At 66.1% G+C, this 23,250-nt stretch carries 25 protein-coding genes; 9 read left to right on the forward strand and 16 right to left on the reverse strand.

Annotated elements, in window-relative coordinates; translation table 11 throughout:
• The first annotated feature begins 31 nt into the window (after window positions 1-31).
• Complete coding sequence (locus tag ACOGI5_RS12590; protein WP_419864756.1) at window positions 32-937, forward strand: phytanoyl-CoA dioxygenase family protein; 906 nt, start codon at window positions 32-34, stop codon at window positions 935-937.
• 44 nt (window positions 938-981) lie between these two features.
• Window positions 982-2,553, forward strand: a complete 1,572-nt coding sequence (locus ACOGI5_RS12595) for a phosphotransferase family protein (protein WP_419864757.1) — start codon at window positions 982-984, stop codon at window positions 2,551-2,553.
• Window positions 2,554-2,599: 46 nt separating this feature from the next.
• Here the strand turns inward: ACOGI5_RS12595 and ACOGI5_RS12600 are convergent, their stop codons facing one another.
• The gene (locus tag ACOGI5_RS12600) at window positions 2,600-3,055 is read right to left on the reverse strand and encodes a DUF1761 domain-containing protein (RefSeq protein ID WP_419864758.1); all 456 of its coding nucleotides are present in this window, start codon (window positions 3,053-3,055) and stop codon (window positions 2,600-2,602) included.
• 251 nt (window positions 3,056-3,306) lie between these two features.
• On the opposite strand from ACOGI5_RS12600, the gene ACOGI5_RS12605 reads away from it, so the two are divergent.
• Entirely contained in the window at window positions 3,307-4,329 is a 1,023-nt protein-coding gene (locus ACOGI5_RS12605; RefSeq protein WP_419864759.1) for an HNH endonuclease family protein, read from the forward strand.
• Between the two features lie 27 nt (window positions 4,330-4,356).
• Here the strand turns inward: ACOGI5_RS12605 and ACOGI5_RS12610 are convergent, their stop codons facing one another.
• Window positions 4,357-4,827: an SRPBCC family protein gene (locus tag ACOGI5_RS12610; protein WP_419864760.1), complete on the reverse strand. Its 471-nt coding sequence runs from the start codon at window positions 4,825-4,827 to the stop codon at window positions 4,357-4,359.
• A 163-nt stretch (window positions 4,828-4,990) separates the two neighbouring features.
• Between ACOGI5_RS12610 and ACOGI5_RS12615 the strand changes: the two genes are divergently transcribed.
• The 4 genes from ACOGI5_RS12615 to ACOGI5_RS12630 are packed head-to-tail and all read left to right on the forward strand — an operon-like array spanning window position 4,991 to window position 9,355.
• Window positions 4,991-5,887 (forward strand): SCO6745 family protein, encoded by an 897-nt coding sequence (locus ACOGI5_RS12615; RefSeq protein ID WP_419864761.1) that lies wholly within the window; start codon window positions 4,991-4,993, stop codon window positions 5,885-5,887.
• A gap of 4 nt (window positions 5,888-5,891) precedes the next feature.
• The gene (locus ACOGI5_RS12620; RefSeq protein WP_419864762.1) at window positions 5,892-7,667 is read left to right on the forward strand and encodes a glutamine--tRNA ligase/YqeY domain fusion protein; all 1,776 of its coding nucleotides are present in this window, start codon (window positions 5,892-5,894) and stop codon (window positions 7,665-7,667) included.
• On the forward strand, window positions 7,664-8,407 hold the full coding sequence (locus ACOGI5_RS12625; protein WP_419864763.1) for an SDR family oxidoreductase: 744 nt from the start codon (window positions 7,664-7,666) through the stop codon (window positions 8,405-8,407). The genes ACOGI5_RS12620 and ACOGI5_RS12625 overlap by 4 nt, the downstream gene beginning before the upstream one ends.
• A 60-nt stretch (window positions 8,408-8,467) precedes the next feature.
• Window positions 8,468-9,355 (forward strand): TIGR03619 family F420-dependent LLM class oxidoreductase, encoded by an 888-nt coding sequence (locus ACOGI5_RS12630; protein WP_419864764.1) that lies wholly within the window; start codon window positions 8,468-8,470, stop codon window positions 9,353-9,355.
• 6 nt (window positions 9,356-9,361) lie between these two features.
• On the opposite strand, the gene ACOGI5_RS12635 is transcribed toward ACOGI5_RS12630, so the two are convergent.
• The 6 genes from ACOGI5_RS12635 to ACOGI5_RS12660 form a co-directional block, all read right to left on the reverse strand.
• A complete protein-coding gene (locus ACOGI5_RS12635; protein WP_419864765.1) occupies window positions 9,362-10,573 on the reverse strand; it encodes a thiolase family protein in 1,212 nt (403 codons plus the stop codon).
• Between the two features lie 83 nt (window positions 10,574-10,656).
• Window positions 10,657-11,040 (reverse strand): Zn-ribbon domain-containing OB-fold protein, encoded by a 384-nt coding sequence (locus ACOGI5_RS12640; protein ID WP_419865485.1) that lies wholly within the window; start codon window positions 11,038-11,040, stop codon window positions 10,657-10,659.
• A 72-nt stretch (window positions 11,041-11,112) separates the two neighbouring features.
• The gene (locus ACOGI5_RS12645; RefSeq protein WP_419864766.1) at window positions 11,113-11,793 is read right to left on the reverse strand and encodes a nitroreductase family protein; all 681 of its coding nucleotides are present in this window, start codon (window positions 11,791-11,793) and stop codon (window positions 11,113-11,115) included.
• A 46-nt stretch (window positions 11,794-11,839) separates the two neighbouring features.
• The gene (locus tag ACOGI5_RS12650) at window positions 11,840-12,505 is read right to left on the reverse strand and encodes a hypothetical protein (protein ID WP_419864767.1); all 666 of its coding nucleotides are present in this window, start codon (window positions 12,503-12,505) and stop codon (window positions 11,840-11,842) included.
• An 85-nt stretch (window positions 12,506-12,590) separates the two neighbouring features.
• Window positions 12,591-13,085 carry a proteasome activator gene (locus ACOGI5_RS12655; protein ID WP_419864768.1) on the reverse strand — a complete coding sequence of 165 codons (495 nt, stop codon included), beginning with the start codon at window positions 13,083-13,085 and terminating at the stop codon, window positions 12,591-12,593.
• 104 nt (window positions 13,086-13,189) lie between these two features.
• Window positions 13,190-14,326 (reverse strand): alkaline phosphatase family protein, encoded by a 1,137-nt coding sequence (locus ACOGI5_RS12660; protein ID WP_419864769.1) that lies wholly within the window; start codon window positions 14,324-14,326, stop codon window positions 13,190-13,192.
• Window positions 14,327-14,374: 48 nt separating this feature from the next.
• On the opposite strand from ACOGI5_RS12660, the gene ACOGI5_RS12665 reads away from it, so the two are divergent.
• Window positions 14,375-14,827, forward strand: coding sequence for an RrF2 family transcriptional regulator (locus ACOGI5_RS12665; RefSeq protein WP_419864770.1), 453 nt, complete (start codon window positions 14,375-14,377; stop codon window positions 14,825-14,827).
• A gap of 4 nt (window positions 14,828-14,831) precedes the next feature.
• Here the strand turns inward: ACOGI5_RS12665 and ACOGI5_RS12670 are convergent, their stop codons facing one another.
• From ACOGI5_RS12670 to ACOGI5_RS12680, 3 genes are read right to left on the reverse strand one after another with little or no spacing between them, the layout of a single operon-like run.
• Window positions 14,832-15,782 carry an RluA family pseudouridine synthase gene (locus ACOGI5_RS12670; RefSeq protein ID WP_419864771.1) on the reverse strand — a complete coding sequence of 317 codons (951 nt, stop codon included), beginning with the start codon at window positions 15,780-15,782 and terminating at the stop codon, window positions 14,832-14,834.
• Window positions 15,779-16,264: a signal peptidase II gene (gene lspA, locus ACOGI5_RS12675; RefSeq protein ID WP_419864772.1), complete on the reverse strand. Its 486-nt coding sequence runs from the start codon at window positions 16,262-16,264 to the stop codon at window positions 15,779-15,781. The genes ACOGI5_RS12670 and lspA overlap by 4 nt, the downstream gene beginning before the upstream one ends.
• 46 nt (window positions 16,265-16,310) lie before the next feature.
• A complete protein-coding gene (locus ACOGI5_RS12680; protein WP_419864773.1) occupies window positions 16,311-16,922 on the reverse strand; it encodes a TraR/DksA family transcriptional regulator in 612 nt (203 codons plus the stop codon).
• Window positions 16,923-17,099: 177 nt separating this feature from the next.
• On the opposite strand from ACOGI5_RS12680, the gene ileS reads away from it, so the two are divergent.
• On the forward strand, window positions 17,100-20,285 hold the full coding sequence (gene ileS / locus ACOGI5_RS12685) for an isoleucine--tRNA ligase (protein ID WP_419864774.1): 3,186 nt from the start codon (window positions 17,100-17,102) through the stop codon (window positions 20,283-20,285).
• Here the strand turns inward: ileS and ACOGI5_RS12690 are convergent.
• From ACOGI5_RS12690 to ACOGI5_RS12710, 5 genes are all read right to left on the reverse strand, one after another.
• Complete coding sequence (locus tag ACOGI5_RS12690; RefSeq protein ID WP_419864775.1) at window positions 20,282-20,986, reverse strand: hypothetical protein; 705 nt, start codon at window positions 20,984-20,986, stop codon at window positions 20,282-20,284. The genes ileS and ACOGI5_RS12690 overlap by 4 nt on opposite strands.
• A 21-nt stretch (window positions 20,987-21,007) precedes the next feature.
• Window positions 21,008-21,262 carry a YggT family protein gene (locus tag ACOGI5_RS12695; RefSeq protein ID WP_323673199.1) on the reverse strand — a complete coding sequence of 85 codons (255 nt, stop codon included), beginning with the start codon at window positions 21,260-21,262 and terminating at the stop codon, window positions 21,008-21,010.
• Window positions 21,263-21,298: 36 nt separating this feature from the next.
• Window positions 21,299-21,811 (reverse strand): cell division protein SepF, encoded by a 513-nt coding sequence (locus tag ACOGI5_RS12700; protein WP_419864776.1) that lies wholly within the window; start codon window positions 21,809-21,811, stop codon window positions 21,299-21,301.
• 75 nt (window positions 21,812-21,886) lie between these two features.
• On the reverse strand, window positions 21,887-22,570 hold the full coding sequence (locus ACOGI5_RS12705) for a YggS family pyridoxal phosphate-dependent enzyme (protein ID WP_419864777.1): 684 nt from the start codon (window positions 22,568-22,570) through the stop codon (window positions 21,887-21,889).
• On the reverse strand, window positions 22,567-23,250 hold the full coding sequence (locus tag ACOGI5_RS12710) for a polyphenol oxidase family protein (RefSeq protein ID WP_419864778.1): 684 nt from the start codon (window positions 23,248-23,250) through the stop codon (window positions 22,567-22,569). The genes ACOGI5_RS12705 and ACOGI5_RS12710 overlap by 4 nt, the downstream gene beginning before the upstream one ends.

Here is a 23,250-nt window from a genome sequence, read left to right on the forward strand (position 1 = left end):
TCGCAGAGCGATGCCCGGTACGGTTTGCGCCATGACACTCGCCGAAGTTGCCCCGTCCGCCAGCGACGTCATCACGGACAGCCAGCGTGCTGACTACGAGGCGAATGGCTACCTGTGCCTGCCGGGCTTTGTCGGGTCAGACTGGCTCGGCGAGCTTCGCTCGGTGACGGCAGAGTTCGTCGAGGCCAGCCGCTCGCAGACTGCATCGGGCAAGGTGTTCGACCTCGAACCCACCCACACCTCTGACGCTCCACGGCTGCGGCGGCTCATCTCACCGGTCGACCAGCACCCTTCGTACGCACGATTCACCTTCGAGGGACCGCCCGCACAGCTCGCTTCGGCGCTGCTGGGCGGACCGGTGCGCTACCACCACTCCAAGCTCAACTTCAAGTGGTCTGGCGGTGGCGAGGAGGTGAAGTGGCACCAGGACATCCAGTTCTGGCCTCACACCGATTTCACGCCCTTGACCATCGGCGTGTATCTCGAAGACGTCGATGCCGAGATGTCCCCGATGGGCGTGCTGCCGGGCAGCCACCGCGGCCCGCTGTTCGACCAGTACGCGCCGGACGGAAGCTGGGCGGGGTCCATGGCCGATGCCGACGTTGCGACCTTGGATCTCGACCGGATGGTGTATCTCGGCGGTCCGGCCGGATCGGTCACGGTGCACAACTGCTGCATGATTCACGGCTCGCTGCCCAACAACTCGCCACGGCCCAGACCGCTGCTGCTGCAGACCTATTCGGCAGTCGACTCCTACCCCATCAGCCACATCGGCGCGAACGGCGTGCTCGGCTTGAGCGGTGGTCGGATCTGCGGCGGAGAGGCTTCACAGATGCTCACCGTCGACGGCCGCCAGATGCATGGTGCGCCTGACTGGTCCCGCAAGGGACCGCCGACGATCTTCGGCTCCCAGCAGAAGGACCACGCTGAGGGCTGAACTGCGGACTGCACTGGATTTGAGCGCCGCCCAGGGAGTGCGTGGTGACCGGTGATCGTCAGCATCGGTTGCCGGACTTCTTCGAAGCGCTCGATGCAGTTGTCCGCCGTGAGATAGCCGATTGCGCCGGTCTGGAGGACGCTGAACGCCTGAGCGGCGGCGCCAGCATGGAGACATACCGGCTGCGCTGTCGCCGTATGTCGGATGCTGCGGTCACCTTCGACATCTGCCTGCGCCGGGGGCCTGACGGCGAAGATCGTGAGGGCGACAACGTCACGGGCGTAGCAGCCGAGGCGCTGTGCATGAGCACGGCCCGCTCGGCCGGCGTTCCCGAACCCGAGGTGCTGTACGTGCTGCAGGACACTGACGGCATCGGCGCAGGGTTCCTCATGGAATGGCTAGACGGCGTGACCTTGGGTGCCCGCATCGCTCGAGCACCGGAGATGGCCGGAGCGCGTTCACGGCTGGCCTTCCAGTGCGGGCAGGAAATGGCACGCATCCACGGCATCGATCTAGAGGCGACCGGCTTGGCGGAGGCGTTGCGCAGGGTCGATCCAGGTGAGTACCTGGCCGAGTCGTGGGACCGCTACAGGGAGATGCCCACTCCTCAGCCGATGATCGACTTCGCGGGTCGGTGGCTCACCGAGCAGCTGGAAGGCCGCGGGCCGGTCGAACTCACGCTGGTGCACAACGACTTCCGCAACGGCAACGTCATGGTCGACGCCGACGAGGGCCTCAACGCGGTGCTCGACTGGGAGACGGCACACATTGGCGACCCGATGCGCGACCTGGGTTGGATGTGCACCAACTCATGGCGGTTCGGGCAGCGTCACCTGCCCGTCGGCGGTTTCGGGCACTACGAGGATCTGTTCGCCGGATATGAGAGCGTGGCCGGTCACCCTGTCGATCGGGACCGTGTGCAGTACTGGGAAGTGTTCGGCTCGTTCTGGTGGGCGGTGGGCTGCCTCGGCATGGCTGATCGCTACCGGATCGGCTCCGATGCCACTGTGGAGCGGCCCGGCATCGGCCGGCGCAGCTCGGAGTGCCAGCTCGACTGCGTGAACCTCATCATTCCCGGACCCATCGAATTCCTCCCCGCCGTGTCTGAACTTGGTCTCCTCGAACCCGACTTCGGCCGCCGGCCGAGTGAGCCGTCGGCGCTTGGGGGCAGCCACACCAGTGCTGCCGCACATGCCGCGGCAGGCGACATGCCCCGCATGGACGAGCTGCTCGAGAGCGTGCGCGACTTCCTGCACGGCGAGGTCCGCCAAGCCACCGAGGGACGCACGAACTTCCTCGCTCTCGTGGCTGGCAATTCGATCGACATCGCGCTGCGGGAACGCCTGATCGGCCCGCAGCTGCATCGTTACGAGCTCGACCGACTCACCGCTCTGGTAGGCGACGCGGCACTGCCGGCAAACTCAGCGCGCTCGGGGGACGCTGCAGTCGCCGAGCAGGTGACTGCCTTGCGCTGGAAGCTCGTGCACGCGCTGCGGAAGGGCTCGATGCCGCTGGACGAACCCGGTCTAGCGGACTACCTGCGCACCGCGGCCGCACACCAAGTGGCGATCGATCAGCCCAAGTACTCAGCCTTCCGTCACATCGCCGGTCAGTGACCGCGCCGGCCTGAGCGGGTGCGGCCGCTGCAGCCCAGAAGCTGGGCTAGCGCCACAGCGCGAGCAGCACACCGATGACGCTGTAGGAGATCAGCGGGTAGCCGGCGTTGATCGCGAGAAGCCTGAAGCTGCGGCCCTCGAAGGCGTAGTTGATGCCGTTGGAGGTGACAACGAAGCCAACAGCGGCGAGCACACCCAGTCCGAGGCCTTCGCCGAACGAGTCGACATCGAGGCCTTGGCCCAGCAGCGCCAGCGCCAGCGTGAAGACGAATGCCAGCACGATCGCCAGTACGTAGGGGTACCACTGACGCGGTGTGCCCTTCATTGCCTCCATGTCCTCATCGGTCAGTCCGACTTCAGCCATCCACGGTTTGGCCAGCGTGCTGTACCACGCGGCACCGAGCACTTGGTTGAACACGATCGCCACGACGATCGCCCACCAGTTCAGACTCCCCAGGTCCATCGCATCCATGCGGCTGCCCTCCGCGGCGCTCTTGCTCAACTGATGCAAGGAGCGTACGGCTGCGGACAGCGTGTGGGGTCATCCCGCTCACGGGCCATTGCGGGATCTAGCGTCCTGAACGCGTGCGGCCATGGGGGCAGATCGAGAGCCATCGCATCGCTGCGGGGTGGAAGCTCCGACGCCTGCTGGTGAGCGCCGCGCTGCTCTTTGCTTCCTGTGGCACGGGGACGGACGAACCCGGGACAGCTACGGCGAATCAACCGGCTCCTTCGGACACGAATTCTCGCCCCGTGTCGACCGAACCAGAACTCGACACCGCCGTGTCAGTCGCGGCGGATGAAGCCGACCCTCGGCTCGACAGCGAGTCTGCGAGCGATGACGGTGCCGCCGACGCCACCGAGTCGGCTGACGCCGGCGAGACCATCGTTGAGGAAGAAGATTCGGAGGCGTTCCCACAGGTCACGTTCCCTGAAGCCACGGTTCGCGATCCCGAGGCAGAAGCCGCCGACCGGGAGCGACGCCAGAGCGTGATCGGCATATTCGAACGGCTGCGTGTCGAAGCTGAGCACCGAACCGGCTACGACCGGGAGGCGGTCTTCGATGGCTGGCTCTACAGCGGTGGCCGGTCGACACGAGATCGGGTGCTGGCCGCCGAACAGCTCCCGGACGGCACGTGGTTCTCTGCCTACGACTCGGTGATCGTGCTGGCGGCAGCCGACCTTGACGTCGACCACATCGTGCCGCTCGCCGAGGCATGGGAATCGGGCGGCCACGGTTGGTCGGCCGACACTTGGACTCGCTTCGGGAACGATCTGGCCGACCCACGTTCGCTCATCGCAGTGAGCGCGTCGACGAACCGGAGCAAGGGTGCGAGGGACCCACAGGATTGGTGGCCGCCTGAGCCGGGCTACCGCTGCCAGTACGCAGCGGATTGGATTGCGGTCAAGGCGCGCTGGAGCCTGACGATGGACACCGCCGAGCAGCGATCGATCGATGCCCAGCTCGAGTCCTGCTCTGGCGCCGAGTTCGACTTCAGCCCCCCAGTGACGGCGAGCGTGACGCTTGCAGGGCCCTCTACGGCAACCGAGGACGAGTCCTCCGCCACTGCAGAGCCCGACGCAGTCCAGGAGGCCGCCGAGGAGTCCACCGACAACTGCCACCCGGCCTATGAGCCGTGCCTGCCGAACCTGCCGGGAGATGCGCTCAACTGCGGCGACCTGACCGCCGAGCAGAAGCCGGTCCGGGTCAAGGAGATCGGTGTGGATCCGTACCGGTTGGATCGCGACCGCAACGGCCTGGGCTGCACCTCCTAGCCCTGGGCGTGACAGTCGCCGACAGGGCTATGACTCGGCGGTGGCCTTGATGGCGGCGAGTGTCTCGGCCATGCCGGCACGCACAACGTCCGCCCGTGCTGCGAGCTGCTCGGCACTGAGTGGCTGGAGCGTCGGCGGCAGCGAGAGCACGTCCCAGACTTCGGTCAGCGATGTGCCGCCGGCATCAGCAGGTGTCATGCGATAGGTCCAGCGCACATACGGTCCTTCAGGATCGCCCGGCCGAGTCACCCATTCGAAGCACTCCTGCGGCTGTGCCACGGTGACCGTGCAGGGCACGCTCCATTCGCGTTCGCCGATTCGGTTGTGACCTTCGAACGTCGAGCCTTCGGTGCCAGGCGTTCCGCCCGTCCAGTCGGCTCCGACGTTCTCGGGGCTCCACTCCCCCATCCGGGTCACATCGGACACCAGGTCGTAGACGGCCTGCGGAGACGCAGCGATTTCCACACTCGTCTCGTGCTGCATTCCATGAACGGTCATGGCACGAACCGTAGTGCGGCCCCGTCGAGTGGGTTCGGGCTGGTGCCCCACGATGAGCATCGCGTCTCGAAGTCTCGGGCCATACCATGGCGGCCACCTCGGGCGGGTCGTGTAGCCGCCCGCAGGCATCGACGCACGAGAGCCACAGGTCCGAGGAGCACACATGGGCGAGATCCCCCGCAGCGAGGACCGTCGCAGCCCGATCCGGCGGCTGGGGCGGTTCGTCGAGCCCATCCACACGGTGGCCTATTACTCACCGGAGATCTACGGATTCAACGACGACGGCTTCAAGGGCTGGTGGCATGCGTACTTTGCCTACCGATCCGCTCCCATGGGCGCCGTGAGCGCTCCCACCGTGACGTCGGTCTTCTACAACTTCGCGCCGCGCATGGTTTCCCGCGCGGTGCCTGGATGCTGGGACGTCATGGAGCCCGATGCGGTGCTGGCCCGCTACCGCGAGCTCACCACCGCGTCCATGGGTCGCGCGCTGGGCGACTACCCCGAGCCTGCCGACATCGCCGGTGCTGCAGCGACGCTGCGCAGCTTCACCGCCGACCTGCCTGCCGGTGCGCGGCCCCTCTACGGCGCCTGGGCACAGCAGCCCTGGCCCAGCGAGGACGGCGGCGATGCCACTATGGACCTGTGGCACGGCTGCACGCTGCTGCGGGAGTTCCGCTTCGATGCTCACAACATCGCTCTGGCCGCAGGAAACTTGGATGCGGTTGAGTGTCACGTCATGATGACCAGCGGCGGGCACGGCAATGGCGCAACCATCCAGAAGATCCGCGGCTGGACGCTGGATGAATGGGACGCCGCCTGTGCCCGGCTCGTCGAGCGCGGCTGGATCACCGACGAGGGCACCCAGACCGACGAAGGCAACGCCGCCCGCCGCTCGGTTGAGGCCGAGACCGATCGTCTCTCGCTGGCAGCGGCCGAAGCACTCGATGCCGGCGATCTCGAAGCGCTGCTGGGTCAGCTGGAACGCGTGATGGACTACCTGGTCACGACCGGCACTGTCTCTGGGACGTGGCCCCCACCGCACGTCACGGTCGCTTCCTGAACCTGTGCCTGATCGATTCGCCGCGGGGCATTCGAACCCGGGCGAGGCCAATGGGCGTGATTTCATCCGGGACCTCGTCGCCGCGGACACGGCCTCAGGCCGGTTCGGGGGCCGCGTTCAGACGCGCTTCCCGCCTGAGCCGAACGGGTATCTCCACGTCGGTCATGCGAAGGCAATCTGCCTCGACTTCACTGTTGCGGCAGAGTCCGGCGGGCGTTGCTTCCTGCGATTCGACGACACGAACCCTGCCACCGAGAGCCCCGAATACGTCGAGGCCATCATCGAAGATCTCAGGTGGCTCGGATTCGATCCGCAGGAGACCCGCTTCGCCTCCGACTACTTCGATCAGCTCTACGACTGGGCGGAGCTGCTGATCAGCCAAGGACTGGCGTACGTCGACGACCAGGACGCTGAGGCCATCTCGGCCGGACGAGGAGGCTTTGGCCAGCCGGGAACCAACAGCCCGTTCCGGGACCGCCCAGTGCCGGAGAACTTGCGCCTGTTCCGGGAGATGGCAGCCGGCCAGCACGCGGAAGGGAGCCGGGTGCTGCGGGCCCGAATCGACATGCAGCACGAGAACATGCAGATGCGGGACCCGGTGATGTACCGCATCCGCCACCAGCATCACTACCGGCAAGGCGACCGGTGGTGCATCTACCCCACCTACGACTGGGCCCACGGTCAGGGCGATGCGATCGAAGGCGTCACGCATTCGCTGTGCACGCTCGAGTTCCGAGACAACCGGGCGCTGTACGACTGGTACCTGGAGCACTTGCCCACCGACGATCTGGGACATGCAGGCGACCGTCCGCATCAAACCGAATTTGCCCGCCTGGAACTGACCCACACGATCACCTCGAAACGAGTCCTCCGCCGTCTCGTGGAGGATGGTCATGTGGACGGCTGGGACGATCCTCGCTTGCCGACGCTGCGGGCGCTGCGGAGACGCGGCTATCCCCCCTCGGCCATTCGGGACTTTTGCGGCTTCATCGGCGTGGCGCGTACTAACAGCCGGCACGCACCCGAGCTGCTCGAATCGTTCGTGCGCACCGAGTTGAACGCCACCGCGCCACGACGGATGGCCGTGCTGCGACCGCTGAAGCTGGTGATCACGAACTGGCCGACCGACGATGACGGGAATCCGCTTGTCGAGTACCGGGAGGCTGTCAACAATCCCGAGGATCAGTCGGCAGGCACTAGGCAGGTGCCGTTCAGCGGCGAATTGTGGATCGAGCAGGACGATTTCCGGCTGGAGGCGCCGCCCAAGTACTTCCGGCTGGCGCCAGGACGCGAGGTGCGATTGCGCGCGGGCTATTTCGTGCGTTGTATTGACGCCGTGACCGACGCCGGCGGAGAGGTGACCGAGGTGCGCTGCACCTATGACCCCGAGACTTCCGGCGGTCAGGCCCCAGACGGTCGCAAGGTCAAGGCCACCATCCACTGGGTCAGTGCCGCGCACGCCGTGCCCATCGAAGCGTCACTGTACGAGCGACTCTTCGACACTGAGCTCCCGGGCGAGCGCACCGGTGATCCGCTCGACGACTTGCATCCGAACTCGCACGAGATCTGCACCGGGGTTGCCGAACCCGCAGTCACCGATATCGCTCCCGGCCAGGTGGTGCAGTTCGAACGGCTCGGGTACTTCTGTGCCGACAATGCTGCTGCGGGCAATGCAGAGCCAAGCAGTTCCGCGCCGCGGCTCTTTCACCGCACCGTCGGCTTGCGTGACGAGTGGGCAAACATCCAGAAGCGCCGACAACAACAAGGAGCACAACGATGAGCGACCGGGTGGCGGTCATTACGGGTGGCGGCACTGGCATCGGTCGGGCGTGCGCACTCGCACTCTCCGCCGCGGGCTGGAGGACCGTCGTGTGCGGCCGTCGCCGGGAGCTGCTCGATGAGGTAGCTGATCAGTGTGCCGCTGATTCGCTGGCGGTCACCGCCGACGTAGCGGTTCCAGAGGAGGTCGATGCGCTCTTTGCTGCAGCCACCGACCGGTTCGGCCGCGTCGACCTTTTGTTCAACAACGCCGGCGTGGGCACGCGCCCGGTACCGGTCGACGAGCTGCCGATTGCCGACTGGATGGCCGCCGTCGGGGTGAACCTCACGGGCTCGTGGCTCTGCGCTCGAGCGGCGTTCGCCCAGATGAAGCGCCAGGATCCCTCCGGCGGCCGCATCATCAACAACGGATCGGTGTCGGCGCAGACACCCCGACCGCATTCCTCGCCCTACACGGCTACGAAGCACGCGATCACCGGGCTGACCAAGGCCCTGTCGCTGGAAGGGCGGGATCACGGCATCACCGTCGGTCAGATCGACATCGGCAACGCCGAGTCGCCGCTGACCGCACCGATGGCCACGGGCGTCCCCCAAGCCGACGGCAGCATCCGTGCCGAGCCGCTGATGGACGTCGACGACGTGGCCCGTGCGGTGCTGTACATGGCAGAGCTCCCTGCCGACACCAACGTGCTCACCATGACCGTGATGGCCAACGCGATGCCCCTGGTCGGCCGCGGCTAGAGGGCCCCTGCCGCCTCCGCTGCGGGCGCACACAAGGGCACGCGACTTATGCTGCGCGCCATGAGATTCGGGTACCTCACCGGCAATCACCACGGCGGCATCGATCCAGGTGATCTGGCCCATGAGCTCGAAGAGCGGGGCTACTACTCGGTCTGGTATCCCGAGCACACCCATATCCCGACATCGCGCGAGAGCGCCTATCCCAACGGCGGCCAGCTGCCCGGCACGTACCTCCACATGATGGACCCGTTCGTCTCGATCGGGGTGGCTGCGGTCCGAACCTCGAGGATCAAGCTCGGCACGGGCATCTGCCTCATCCTGCAGCACGACCTCATCGATCTCGCCCAGACGGTGGCCTCGGCCGATGTGCTGTCAGATGGCCGTGTGGTTCTCGGCATCGGTGTCGGCTGGAACCAGGAGGAATTGGCCGATCACCGGCCCGACATGCGCTTCCCTCAGCGCTACAGCGCGATGCGGGAACGGGTGGCGGCCATGCGTACCATCTGGGCGCACGACCCAGTACCGGCCCTCGACGGCCGTTGGGACCGTCACAGCGAGTCGTGGATCTATCCCAAGCCGGTGAACGGGTCCGTACCGATCTCTCTCGGCAATGCCGGCCCGCTCGGGATCCAGCATGCGGCGGAGTATGCGGACGAATGGTGTCCCATTGACGTCGGCGTGATGAATGTCGCGGGCAAGCCGGATGTGGTCGGCGGAATCGAGCGATTCCGCCGCTTGGCGGCCGAAGCAGGTCGTGACGATGCCGATGACATCCCGATCACGCTCTACATCTGGGGCAGGCCGCGTCTGGATCGGTTGGAGTCCTACGCCGACGCGGGAGTGAGCCAGTTCGTGTTCACACCGGTGAACTTCGATCTGCCGTCGGCTGACGAGACGCTGCGCTACCTCGACGAGCTGACACCCACGCTCGAAGCGTTCAATAGCTGAGTTCGTCTAGAGGGCGGAGCGCTCCAGGATGTGCACGCCGCAGCTGGAGCCGAGGCCGATCACGTGAGCCAGGCCCACCTTGGCGTCGGGGACCTGGCGGTCGCCCGCTTCGCCGCGAACATGGGTGGCCACTTCGAACAGGTTGGCAACACCGGTGGCGCCGATCGGGTGACCCTTCGACAGCAGGCCGCCCGAGACGTTGACGGGGATCTCGCCGTCACGCCAGGGACCACCCTTGTCGATCCACTCGCCGGCACCGCCGGGTTCGCACAGCCGCAGGTTGTCGTAGTGGCGCAGCTCGGCGGTGGCGAAGCAGTCGTGCAGTTCGACGAGGTCGAGGTCGGCAGGGTCGACTCCAGAGGCCTCGTAGGCAGCATCGGCGGCGTTGCGGGTGAGCGTGTTCACATCGGGCTGCACCTGGCAGCCCTCGGTCCAGGGATCTGACGTCAGCACAGAAGCCGAGACCTTGACAGCACGGCGCTGCTGCTCACGCGGCAGCGACTTCAGCTTCTCGTCGGACACCAGCACCACTGCTGCCGAACCGTCGCCGGTGGGGCAGCACATCAGCAAGGTGTTCGGATACGCGATCACCTCAGAACCCATCACCTCTTCCAGCGTGAACGCCTTGCGGTACTGCGCCAGCGGGTTCAGCGTGGAGTGTTCGTGGTTCTTCTGCGCCACCTTGGCGAACTGCTCGAAGCCGACGCCGTCGTTCTCGTAGGCGTACTCCATGCCGGCCTGCGCGAACACGCCCGGCATCATGTTGGTGCCCAGGCGTCCCTCGACACCCACCACCGAACCGAAACGGCCCTTGCGCTCGAATACCTGCTTGTCGGAGCGGGCAGCCCGGTCGGCACCGAGCATGCCCATCTTGCCCATCTGCTCGACGCCCACAGCGAGGCCCATCTGCGCCTCGCCGGCCTTGATCGCCATCATCACCGTGCGCACGGCTGTCGCCCCGGTAGCGCAGGCGTTGGCCACGTTGTAGACGGGGATGCCGGTCTGGCCCAGCTGCTTCTGCAGACGCTGGCCGACACCGCCGTTGGCTTCGTACAGGCATCCGGCCGCCAGGACGTCCATGTCGGCCATGGTCACGTCGCCGTCATCGAGTGCGCCCAGCGAAGCCTCGGCAGCCAGGTCGATGAGGTCTTTGTCCGTGTAGCGCCCGAACTTGGTCATCGAGGTGCCGAGAATCCACACGGGTTCTTCGCTGCTCATGGGTGCTCTCTTTCGGAGGTATTGCTTCTTGATGGTGGTCGATGTTCAGGTCAGGTTCGGTGACGGTCACCCATGGCGCAGGGTCATGCTGCGGCCGGCTCGTAGCCGAAAGCGACAGCTTCGACGCCGTCGTCGTCGGTCGCCGTCACATACGTGGCGAGGCGAACGCGCATCCCCAGAGTCACGTTCTCGGGCTTGGGCTCGACATTGATGATGTTGCTCTTGACGCGCCCGCCGCCGTCGAGATCGACGACAGCAGAGACGTACGGTGCCGGCACGCCCCTCGCTGCTCGGTGCACGATCGTGAAGGTCCGCACCGAGCCAGTGTTGGCGAGCCGTGATGCTGTGAAGTCGCGCGCCCCGCACGCTGCGCACGCATTGCGCCGGTCGAAATATGTGGCCCCACAGTTGTCGCATACGTTCGCGACCAGGTGAGGTTCGTCGTCCAGATGCAGGTACTCGACCATCGCAATCTGGTCTGGGGAGATCCGGTCAGGCGGGTTTCCATTCGGCGCGCTCTCGTCGGCCACCCCAGCAACTTACCAGTGACCCAGCCAGCGGCCCCGGTGCACCACGGGCCGGCTGGCGGTGCTGCCGCCGTCACGGGTCGGGGCTTGTTCGGCACCGAACAGCGGGCGCCGCGGGCGGTTCTCGCTGGCGGCGGGGCCGCCGGCAGTCTCCGCAGCTCGATCCGGCCATCCGACGGCAATCACGCCCACAGCGTCGTGCGACGCCGGAACCCCGAGTGCGGAGGCGACCGCATCGCCATGTTCGAACATCCCGAAGAAGAGAACACCGAGACCCTCGTCGATCGCGGCGAACTGCAGCGCCATCGCGGCAAACGCGGCATCCACCGTCCAGTACGGCGTCGCCCAGGTCCCTGCGTCGTGGCCGAGGCCGGTTTGTGCCTTGTCGGGCTCCGCATAGCGCTCGAGGTACGCCCGTGGATCTGCCCACACCGTGATCAAGACGGGGCAGGCGAGCAGACTGGCCCAGCGAAAGCCAGCCCGTCGATCCGCAGGCATGGCCGTATCCCAGTAGCGAGCCGTCTCCTCCGGACCGCACAGCACGACGAAATCGAACCCCTGTGCATTGCCAGCTGACGGCACTCGGCGCGCCGAGTCGAGCACGCGTGCCAGCAACGGCTCGTCGACGGGGTCCGGCAAGAAGTGCCGGGTCATCCGTCGCCGGCGGGCGAGTTCGCTGAATCCGGGGGTCACTGGCGCATGCGCTCGGCTCGCCCGAAGGCTCATGAGGCCTCGAGCGCTACAGCAACTTCGCGAGATCTTCCCGGCTGGCCCAGCCGAACGCGATCAGCGCATCGCCGTTGGCAGTGTCGAAACCGTCGAACAGTCCGATCATCGCCGGGTCGATCTTCTCAGGACGCGGTGCCGTGTGATTCAGCACGAATGACGGCCCGCCGTCCCCATACACCTTGAACTCGCGTGCCTTGTACTCGCCCTGCACGTCGAAGCGCTTGGCCAGTCGCCGTCCCCAGGCGCGGTCCTCGCCGTTCGGCTCGTAGCCGGGACGAGGCACCACCCGGTCAAGCGGTTTGAAAGCCGTGAACGCGGCTGCGTCTGCCATCTGGCAGGCCACCAGCACGTCCTCGTCGGGAAACGCCAGCACGGCGCGCCGCAGCTGGTCGGTCATCATCGCCCGCAGCGCGCTGTCACGGCGAGCCGAACGCCGTGTAGCGCCGGCGCCCATCAGCACTGTCGGGTCGCCGCCGACCCGCTCGAGCGTGCAGAAACCGTATGCAGCGAGCTTGGCACCGTCTCGCACGTGGGTGATGAGCACCCACGCATCGCGTTGCTTGGACAGGTGGCCGACGTCGAAGTGAACGTTCTCGCCGGTGACCAGCTCGGCCATCTCGGAGATCTCAGCATCGCTGAGTGCCGTGCAGTCCTTTGTCTCAATCTCGAGCGCCATGTGATTCTCGCCCCCTGCGATGCTCGCCGACCGGTCCCCCGGATGCCGGCCAATCGATTCGGTCGTTATTGCCTTCGCTGATTGCTCACAGATAGACACCGCCCCGTCCCGCCGCTGACGAGCTTTGGGGTTGCCCGCCGGCTTCGAGTGCATTGCCACGCATCGTGCGCAGCTGTCGCTCTGCCATCATCTGCTGCGCCGATACCGCGGCTTGGATGCCGTGGAAGAGCCCTTCGAGCCATCCCACCAACTGGGCCTGGGCGATCCGCAGCTCAGGACCCGACGGGATGTCCTCGTCGAACGGCTGCGCAATCCGGTTCAGCTCGTCAGCGAGCGGTTCGGACAGCGCTGTTGCCAGTTCGTCAACCGACAGGTGATACACGTCGCGCATGCGATCGCGGCCTGCTTCGTCGAGTTCCGCGTGGCGGACTTCTTCGAGCAGCTTGCGAATCATGCCGCCGATGCGCATGAGCTTCGCCGGTTCGGGGACGAAGGCCTCGTCGTCGATGCCGTCTTCCGTGAGTGGTCCGCTCTCCAGCAACTCGCCCTGTTCTGGGTCTGGAACTGGATCGCCTACCACCAGCAAAATGCTATCTGGCGGAAATTCCATCCCCGCCGGGTCGCAGCGCTCCCGGCCGCATAAACACTGGGCACACGTTGACCCAGCACAGCCGCCCGGGGTGATCAGAGCTGTGCGAATGGCACCAGCATTTCTTCTGCGGTCAGGCCTCCGTGACGGCCGATGAGTGCATGGTGAGGCTGGTCCTCGTCGGGCATGGTGAAGGCCTGCAGACCACGGGGCACCAGCGCAACGTCGCCGAGCCGGGCCCTGGCCGCGACGGTGACATGGCGACCCAGCCATTGCTCGTCCAGTACCTGGGCGACTGGAGCGATCTCGGCAATGGCGGCGTAGCGCTCACAGGCGGCTGCGAGATCAGACTCGGCGCCTGCGCAGGCGTGCAGCCACAGCAGCCTGGCCTCTCCTGACCAGCCCTCGGTGAGAGCGACAACCTCCGGATCGACCATCACCGGTGGCTCGAGCACCTCGACGACGCCGTGATCGGCAGTGACGATGAGCGGGGTTTCGGGAGGCAGACCACTGCGCAATGCGACAGCCAGACGCTCAGTCTCTGCGAGGGCGGAGCGATAGCGCTCGCCGAGGCCGAACTCGTGAGCGATCTTGTCGACCGTGTCGTGATAGGCGAAGATGAACCGGAAGCCCTCATCGACGGCATCTCGCACTGCGGCGACGAAGCCAGGCAAGTCGTGCCATCCCCGGAACGTGCCGCCGCGCAGGTGAGCACCGCTGAAGCCGCTGTGGCGGAATTCCGCGCGGGTCACGACGGCAGCGGCCTGGCCGCAGAAGGGCTCGACGGGTTGCAGTTCGTGCGGCGGCAGCGCAGCTCGCACATCCCGACCGCCGGTTCGCCAGCGAAGCACGTTGAGCAGTCCCAGAGAGGTCGCAATGCGGTAGCCGACAAGTCCATGCTCACCCGGTGCTGCCCCGGTGGTCAGCGATGTCAGAGCTGTTGCAGTGGTGCTCGGTGCAACCGTGGTGATTGGCGGCGCCGCATCGTTCGCTGCAGCAAGCGTCGGCGCGAGCGATCGATGACGGCGCAGCTGGTGCCAGCCGAGGCCGTCTACGACCAACAGCACCGCCGTGCGTGCAGCTGCGACGGCATCGCTGATGAGATCAGTTGTTGCGCCGGCGAGGAGAGCCGGAGCCACGCCGGTGATACAGCGGTCGTCGTACGTCGGCAGCGTGCGGTCAAGTGCCAGTGCCCCGCTGTTCCCACTGTGCTCGATGGCGTCACCGTCCACGGAACCGACCTTAGGAGGCTGAGCCGGCACCGGGGCTACGCTGCCACCGTGGCGGTCTCGACGCGGGGAGACTACGCGAGCCGCGCGTTGCTGTCCCTGGTCCTCAACGACAACGGCCGGCCGACCTCGGTGCGCGATATTGCGGAACGCACAGGTCTTCCCCAGCCCTACCTCGAGCAGATACTGCTTGCGCTCAAAGGCGCCGGCCTGGTCCGGTCCAAGCGCGGTGTCGGCGGCGGTTATGTCATGGCGCGCGATCCAGCCGAGATCACGATCGGGATGATCGTTCGGGCAGTCGACGGCCCGATCGCTCTCGGCGATTTCGGCCAGCCTCACCAGGATGGTGCCTGCGACCACGAAGGTCAGTGCGTCTTGCTCGCAATCTGGGACTCGGTCGGCCATCGCATGCGCGCCGAGCTGGATTCCTACAGCCTCGCTGCAGTGGCCGAGATAGCCCGTGGTCGTGCGCCATGGCCCGGAGCCGCTGGCTCAGCCACTTGAGGCTTCACTCTGTCGGGAATACTGACGGCTCGGCGCCGAAGCATGCCAGCGCCTCGGCGAAATCGTCCGGCATCGGGGCCCCAAAGCTCACATCGGCGCCGGTGACGGGGTGCTGGAAGGCGAGCCGGATCGCGTGCAGCAGCGGACGGCCGATGCCGAATGGATCCGGCACGCCGTAGGTCAGGTCGCCGAGCAACGGCAGCCCGATGCTGGCCAGATGCACCCGGATCTGGTGTGTCCGCCCTGTCTCGAGCCGGCAGCGGAGCAGCGAGGCCTCCCCAGGATGCACATAGGTCTCCACGACGCCGTAGTGCGTCCGGGCCTCGCGACCCTCGGATGTCACTGCCATGAGCGTGCGATGCGTCCGATCCCGGCCGATCGGCGCGTCGATCGTGCCCGTCGGCGAGGAAGGGTGTCCTCGTACGAGGGCGGCATAGGTTCTGCGAACCTGCCGCATCGAGAGCTGCTCGACGAGCACGTCATACGCCCGTGAACTGCGTGCGCAGACCAAGACGCCGCTGGTTCCGCGGTCGAGCCGGTGCACGATGCCGGGCCTGCCGGGCTGGCCCACTTCGGCCATTTCCGGGTACCGCTCGACCAGTGCGTCCGCGAGCGTGCCCGCGGAGTGCCCGCTGCCTGGATGGGTCACGACGCCGGCCGGCTTGTCCACGACCACGATGTCCGCATCGACGTGCAAGACATCGAAGGGGACGATCTCGCCGTGGTGTTCACGGACGGTTGCGGAAGCCTGTGCGTCGACGATTACTACCGTCGCGCCCGCAGCGACCCGCACCGAACCGGCTCGAGCGGTCTGCCCGCCGATCCGGACACACCCCTGCGCCACCATCTTCGCGGTGTCTGATCGGGATCTCCCGGTCAACAGCGACAGCGCTCGGTCGATGCGTTCGCCGGACAGCGATTCTGGAATCTCGAAGTGTCCTGCCCGATCGCTCACGCAGACCCCTCCGGTGAGGCCCCGGTCCGACGCCGCTCGTTGCGATAGAGATCGATCAACACGACGACGAGCCCCACCGTAATGAAGGCATCAGCCACGTTGAAGATCGGCCACCACTGGAGGTCGATGAAGTCCACGACCGCGCCACGTCCCCAGGCTGCGCCGCGAAAGACACGGTCAGTGAGGTTGCCCAGCGCTCCCCCGATGATCCCACCGAGACCGATGGAGGCCCATCGGCCGTGGACGCGACGTCGCCACAACCAGAGCAAGCCGACGATCACGATGGCCACCAGCGCCAGCACCGGGCCGAGTTGCTGGCCCGCCGAGAAGGCGAAGCCGGTGTTGTGGACCAGCCGCAGGCGCAGCGTCCACACGAGATCGATGATGCGGTCGTCCAGAGCGGCGACGGCCCATGCCTTGGTGATCTGATCCAGGCAGAGAACTGCACCCGAAGCAGCAGCGATGCCGAGACTGCGCGTCACGCGGGTTTGCGGGGTTGACGGGCGGCTTGCGAACACCTCGTGCCGGTCAGGGCCGACGCCACGCCGGACCGCTGCTCTTGACCTCCACCCGCATGGAAGCGTGCGGGATCGCTTCCAAGCGCTCCTTGGGGATCGGCTTGCCCGAAACGACGCAGATGCCATAGGTGCCGTCTTCGATGCGGGCGAGAGCTGCATCGATCTCGGCGATCTCCTCACGCTCCCGCGCCGAGATCTGCAGAGCCCGATCGCGCTCGACGGCGATGGAATCTCCCTCGCCTGATTCCTCATCGAACTGAACATCACCCGGCTCGCGTTCGCTCACGAGCTGCTCAGCCTCGGCCTCGTACCGCTCGGCGTGCTCCGTGTAGCGACGGCGCTCAGCCAGCAGCGCCTGTCGCTGCTTTTCGAGAAACACCTCACCGAAGCGGGGCTTTGGAGCCTTGCGGCGGGGAGCGGCCTTCTTCGCAGATGTCTTCTTGGCTGCCCCAGCCTTCTTCGTTGCGGACTTCTTCGCAACAGCCTTCTTCGCGGGTGCCTTCTTGGCGGCGCCTGCCTTGTTAGCGGCGCTCTTGGCCTTCGAGGAGGTTGCCGGCCGCTTCCGTGCCGGCGCCTTCTTCGCGGCGGCTTTACGGGCGGAAGCCTTCTTCGCAGTGGCCATGGCTCCTCCCCACAGAAGCGACGCGGCAGTCTAGGTCGCCGATTTCGACTGCGTTCGGCAGTTCGCAACCCCGTTGATTTCCCTGCCTCAGGGGTACCCTCGCTGTCTCGTGGGCTGGCTCGTGGGCGGGTCCGCATCCCGGAGGCGAAGCCGTGAGGCGAAGCCCAGGAGGCGCTGGTGAAGCGAGAGCCGACCGACACCGTGTACCCACGTGTGCCTGCGCAAGCAGACTTCCCGCAGATCGAGGAACGGATCCTTGCGCGTTGGCACGAACAAGGGACTTTTGAGAGGTCGATAGCGAACAGATCCGCGGACGATGAGTTCGTCTTCTACGACGGTCCGCCCTTTGCGAACGGGTTGCCGCACCACGGCCACCTGCTGACTGGCTACGTCAAGGATGTGGTGCCTCGATACCAGACCATGCGTGGCCACCGCGTCAACCGGCGCTTCGGCTGGGACTGCCATGGGTTGCCTGCCGAAATGGAGACCGAACGCGAGCTCGGCGTGAGCGGGCGCGCAGCAATCACCGACTTCGGCATCGAACGCTTCAACGCCCAATGTCGTGACTCAGTGCTGCGGTACACGGCCGAATGGCGCAAGACCGTCACCCGCCAAGCACGATGGGTCGACTTCGACGACGACTACAAGACGATGGACCTGCCCTACATGGAATCGGTCATGTGGGCGTTCAAGCAGCTCTGGGACCGCGGCCTCGTGTACCAGGCGTTCCGCGTCATGCCCTATTCGTGGGGCGCCGAGACCCCGCTCTCCAATTTCGAGATCAGGCTCGACGACGCCACGAGACCTCGCCAGGATCCCGCCATCACGGTCTGGTTCGAACTCGCGGACACCGATGAGCCAGCCGGCGCAGGCAGCTCAGACAACACAGACGGTCCGCTGCGATTGCTCGCATGGACGACGACGCCGTGGACCCTGCCGTCCAATCTCGCGGTCGCCGTCGGCGGCGAGATCACCTATGCCGTGGTGCAATCGGAGGCGCTCGGCGCTGGCCGTTACGTCCTCGCGTCGGATTGTCTGGAGCGGTACGCAGCGGATCTCGAGCCGTACACCGTTGTGGGCACGATGACCGGCGCTGAACTCGCGGGCCGCCGCTACTCGCCGATGTTCGAGTTCTTCGCTCATCGAACCGAGGCGTTCCGGGTGCTCGCCGGCGATTTCGTGGACACTTCGGAAGGCACCGGCGTGGTCCACTTGGCACCCGGCTTCGGCGAGGAGGATCAGTCGCTCTGCGAAGTCCACGGCATCGAGATCGGCGATGCCGTGCCGGTGGATGACCGCGGTTGTTTCGCCCAGCCGGTCACGCCGTGGGCCGACCTCAACGTCTTCGAGGCGAACCCGAAGATCATCGCCGAGCTGAAACGACGCGACCTGGTGCTGCGCCACGACAGCTATGAGCACAACTACCCGCACTGCTGGCGCACCGACACGCCGATCATCTACAAGGCCATCAGCTCGTGGTACGTGAAGGTCACCGAGATCTCAGATCTCTTGGCCGAGACCAACCAGCAGATCAACTGGGTGCCCGGCCATGTGCGCGACGGCCGGTTCGGCCAATGGCTGGCAGGTGCCCGCGACTGGTCCATCAGTCGCAACCGGTTCTGGGGCTCGCCGATCCCGATCTGGATGAGCGACGACCCCGACTGCCCGCGAATCGATGTCTACGGCAGTCTCGACGAGCTCGAAGCCGACTTCGGCGTGCGCCCGACGGATCTGCACCGGCCCTTCATCGACGAGCTGACACGCCCGAATCCGGACGATCCCACGGGCCGCTCGACCATGCGACGCGTGCCCGAAGTGCTCGACTGCTGGTTCGAATCGGGCTCGATGCCCTTCGCGCAGGTGCACTATCCGTTCGAGAACAAGGAGTGGTTCGAGAAGAACTTCCCCGCCGACTTCATCGTGGAGTACATCAACCAGACCCGCGGCTGGTTCTACACGCTCCACGTACTGGCAGGAGCGCTGTTCTCCCAGCCGGCGTTCCAGAATGTGATCTGCCATGGCGTGCTGCTCGCCGCCGACGGCAACAAGCTGTCCAAGCGGCTGCGGAACTACACCGAGCCCACTGACATCTTCGCCAATCAGGGTTCCGACGCGCTGCGGTGGTACCTCATGGCGACGAACATTGTGCGGGGCGGCGATACGCGCATCTCCGACGGCGGCATCGACGAGGTCGCCCGGCAGGTGCTGATCCCGATCTGGAACTCCTACGCATTCTTCACGCTGTATGCGAATGCTGATGGCTACGAAGCCAAGGCACGAGCCGACTCCGCCCATGTGCTCGACCGTTACCTGCTGGCCAAGACCAGGGCCACGCTGCAGTCAGTCACGGCAAGTTTCGATGCCTACGACTTGCCGGGGGCTGCCGCCGAGCTGCAGTCATTCATCGACGCGCTGAACAACTGGTACATCCGCCGCAGCCGGACGCGTTTTTGGGGCGAGTTCACCCGAGTCCGGTCCGCTGAGGGCGGGACGGCCGGCGAACCCGACGCCTTCGACACGCTGTACACGGTGCTGAGAATCTTTGCGGCCATGGCGGCCCCGCTGCTGCCGATGATCACCGAGGAGATCTACAGCGGGCTGACCGGCGGCGAGAGCGTGCACCTGAGCGACTGGCCTGATCCCGAGCTGCTCCCGTTCGATCCTGATCTCGTCGAACGGATGGATGCGGTGCGAGCGGCGGCCTCGGCGGCCCTGCGAGTGCGCGAGGATGCCGGGTTGCGCGTCCGGTTGCCGCTCCGGAGCGTGACCGTGGCCGGCGTCGGCGCTGAGCTGCTCGAACCATTCGCCATGCTCCTGGCTGAGGAGATCAACGTAAGGGAGGTGAAGCTCTGTGACGAACTCGGCGACCTCGCGACCCATGTGCTGCGCCCGGATGGCTCGGTGCTGGGGCCGCGTTTGGGCGGCGCCGTCCAGGACGTCTTCGTGGCCGCCCGAACGGGCGACTGGCGAGTCACTGCCGAGGGCGCGGTGGTCGCCGGAGGTCACGAGCTGCGCGACGGCGAGTACCAGCTCACCCTGCAACCCGCGGACCCGGCCACAACGTCGGTGCTGGAAGACCAACAACTGATCGTGACGCTGGACTCCACGGTCACGCCTGAATTGGAAGCCGAGGGTGCTGCCCGCGATCTGATCCGCCACATCCAGCAAGCTCGCAAAGAGCACGGCTTCGAGGTCACCGACCGCATCAATCTGACGATCCGCTGGAGCCCGCCGAATCTGGATGCGATCCGCGAGCACGAGCCATTGGTAGAGGCCGCCGTGCTGGCCGAGGAGATCCGCTGGCTCGACGGCAGCGACGAGCCCGACCTCGATCTGGTGGTCTGCTCGCGCGCAGCCGTTTAAGCAGACAGGGGTTCTTTGCGGATCAGAGCATCCAGGAAGGGGTCATCGAGCTCGTCGAGCCGGAGCGGCGCTCGGTCCGTGTCGATGACATCACCGTCAACGTCGTCGGCGTCATCGACGCCGGTGTTGCTCTCCGACCCGGAGCGGATCGATTCGTACGCGGCGTCTGCGCGTTCGGCTGCGGCCAGCGGTGCAACGATCGACGGCATGGCCGCAGCGTCGGGCGCGGAGCGAACAGAGGCCGCGATTGGCTCTCGCTCAGGCAGCGCCTCCGTATCGCTCTCGGCGGTCGCGTCGGAGCCGATGTCGTCCTCGAACGGCGCGTCGCCGGTGCCGGGTTCAGCGACCTCGGTGACCTCAACGGTGTAACCGGCGTCGGTCAGCGTCCTCGATATCTCGGACCGCACGAGACCGGACAGTGCCTCGTTGAGGTCGTCGCTCGCGGTCTTGAACGCTTCGTCCAGAGCCTGACTGCCTGCCGCCTGCAGTGCAGCAAGTGCATCGGCAATCTGTGCCACCGTCTCGGGCGACAGCCGCACCTCCACCGGCTGTGATGGTGTGCCCGATTCCACGCTGCTCATGCGTTGGTCGATCTCGGACACCTGCGCAGCCAGCGTCGCGAGCTGCGCGCCGATGGTCTCGAGCAAGCCCTCGCCCTCGGTATCAGAGGGGTCGACGGGGGGGGAATCAGGGCTCGCCATGGCGCGGAATGTACCAGCGTCTCAGCATCCCAGCAGCATGCCCGCCACGAAGACCTGCAGTCCGATGATCAGCACGATCGGCGACAGGTCGAGCGCCACACGGCCCAGCCGCACCGCGGGGAGCGCCCGCCGCAATGGGCCCATGACGGGTTCAGTGATGCGTACCAGCCACGTTCGCACCACCATGACCGGGCTCTCCGGAGCAAGCGGGATCCAGCTGAACAGCACACGCGCAAAGATGGCGAACACGTAGAGCGATATCAGCGTGCACAGCATCTCATCGCTCCGCTTGGGGGTCCGCGGTAGAGCGTCTCAGCGGCCGACGTCCTGCGCGGAGGCGTCCTGTGCGGCAACTGCATGATGCTCGTCATCGCTTACCACGACGTTTGCGGGCACGAGCATGTACACGGCGTTCGCGACCTTGCGCATCTCTCCATCACGGGCGTAGCACAGGCCGCTGGCGAAGTCGAGGAGCCGGCGTGCGGTATCGCGATCGAGCCCTTGGAGATTCAGGATGATCGGTTGATCGCGCTTGAAGCGGTCTCCGATCTGCTGTGCATCATCGAACATCCGGGGCATCAACACGAACGGCTGTGCTGTCGACGTGGCGACACGGCGCACGGCCGAGGTCGGCGCGGCGGGCGCGGTCTGGGGAGTCGTTGCCGCCGGTCGTTCAACAACGGTGACACCGCTCTGGCCGGTCTGGTCGGCGAATGCCTCAGCCGTGGGCATATCGCCAGGCATGGCGCGTTCTGGCGGCGGCGCATAGCTGTCATCGGGGCCCAGACCCAGATAGCTCATTGCCTGCTTCATGAACGATGCCATGCAGAACCTCGATAACGACAGTCCCGGTCGAGAAACTGTCTCGGTCGCACAGGGTACCGACTTGTCAAGTTGCGGTCAGGCACCCTGCGCTGAGCTGTTTCGGGGCGGGCGATTGCCGAAGAGGGCAGTCCCGATCCGCACCATGGTCGAACCGGCTCGGACCGCAGCCTCGAGATCTGCGCTCATTCCCATGCAGCGATGCTCGAGTTCGTGGCGATCCGCGAATCGGGCAACCTCCCTGAAGGCTCGTTCGATCTCAGACGGCGAACCCTGCGGGCCGATGGCCATGCAACCGGCCACATCGAGTCCTTCCTGACGGGAGGCTGCCACCAGCAACGAGGCCTCATCCGGCGGGCAGCCGCCCTGTGTCGCACTGCCGCTCACGTCGAGCTGCACGAAGATGGCAGCACCGGGATCGTGGCGCGCTATCTCAGAGACCAGCCGCATCCGGTCCACGCTCTGCCACACGTCCACCACTCCGGCTAGTTGCCGGATTTTGTTCGATTGCAGACGCCCGATGAAGTGGATCTCGAGGGCGGTCTTGGTCGCAGTGGCGATTTCGCTCCATTTTCCGTGCAGCTCCTGGGCGTAGTTCTCACCGATCATCGACAACCCAGCGTGAGCAGCGGACTCGATGGCCGAACTGTCGAATCCCTTGGTCACTGCCACGATGCCGACGTGAGCAACATCGCCGCCGGCATCAGCGATCCGATGCTTGATTCGCTCGATGCGTCGGCGGATCTCGTCGGCGTCCATCATCGATCGTGCGGGCCTTCCTGCTGAACCTCAAGGCACACCAGCAGAGCGGTCCGGCCCTGCTCGTCACGAGCTCGATGCGAAAAATAGCGCTCGTCGGCGGCAGTACAGCGGCCGATCTCGCTGTCGATGACGGCCCCGCTGCGTCGCAGCAGCAGCCGTGTGGCCTCGCCCAGGTCAAACGCAGGGGTGCCCCATTGCGTGGTGCTCGACACCGATGGCCCAAGTGTCCTGCTGGCTGAATCCAGCTGTTCGGCACCGAATTCGTAGTGCTGCGGGCAGATGTGAGGTCCGACGACGGCACGTAAGTCACGAATGCCTTGACGGCTGAGTTCGGCGACGGTTGCGGCGACGACGCCACCAAGCAGGCCTCGCCACCCCGCGTGCACCGCCGCGACCGCCCCTCGGCCGGCTGCATCGGTCCCGTACAGAGCAATCGGCACGCAATCAGCAGTTCGCACGGCCAGTGCGGCTCGTGGTGCCCACGTCCACGCCGCGTCTGCGCTGACACCCTGATGCTCTCCTGGTCGTCCGACCTCGACGACTCGCGTGCCGTGGACTTGCCGCAGGACAGTCACATTGCCGGGGGCCGTGCCGTCCACCGGAGCGCAGTCGCCGTCGGAGCGCTCAGTGACCGAGATGCGTACCAGGCTGTTCCCGCAGCGGCGGCGCAGCGTCAGCAT

It is taken from the genome of Candidatus Poriferisodalis sp. (assembly GCF_965208925.1).
Taxonomy (GTDB): domain Bacteria; phylum Actinomycetota; class Acidimicrobiia; order Acidimicrobiales; family Poriferisodalaceae; genus Poriferisodalis.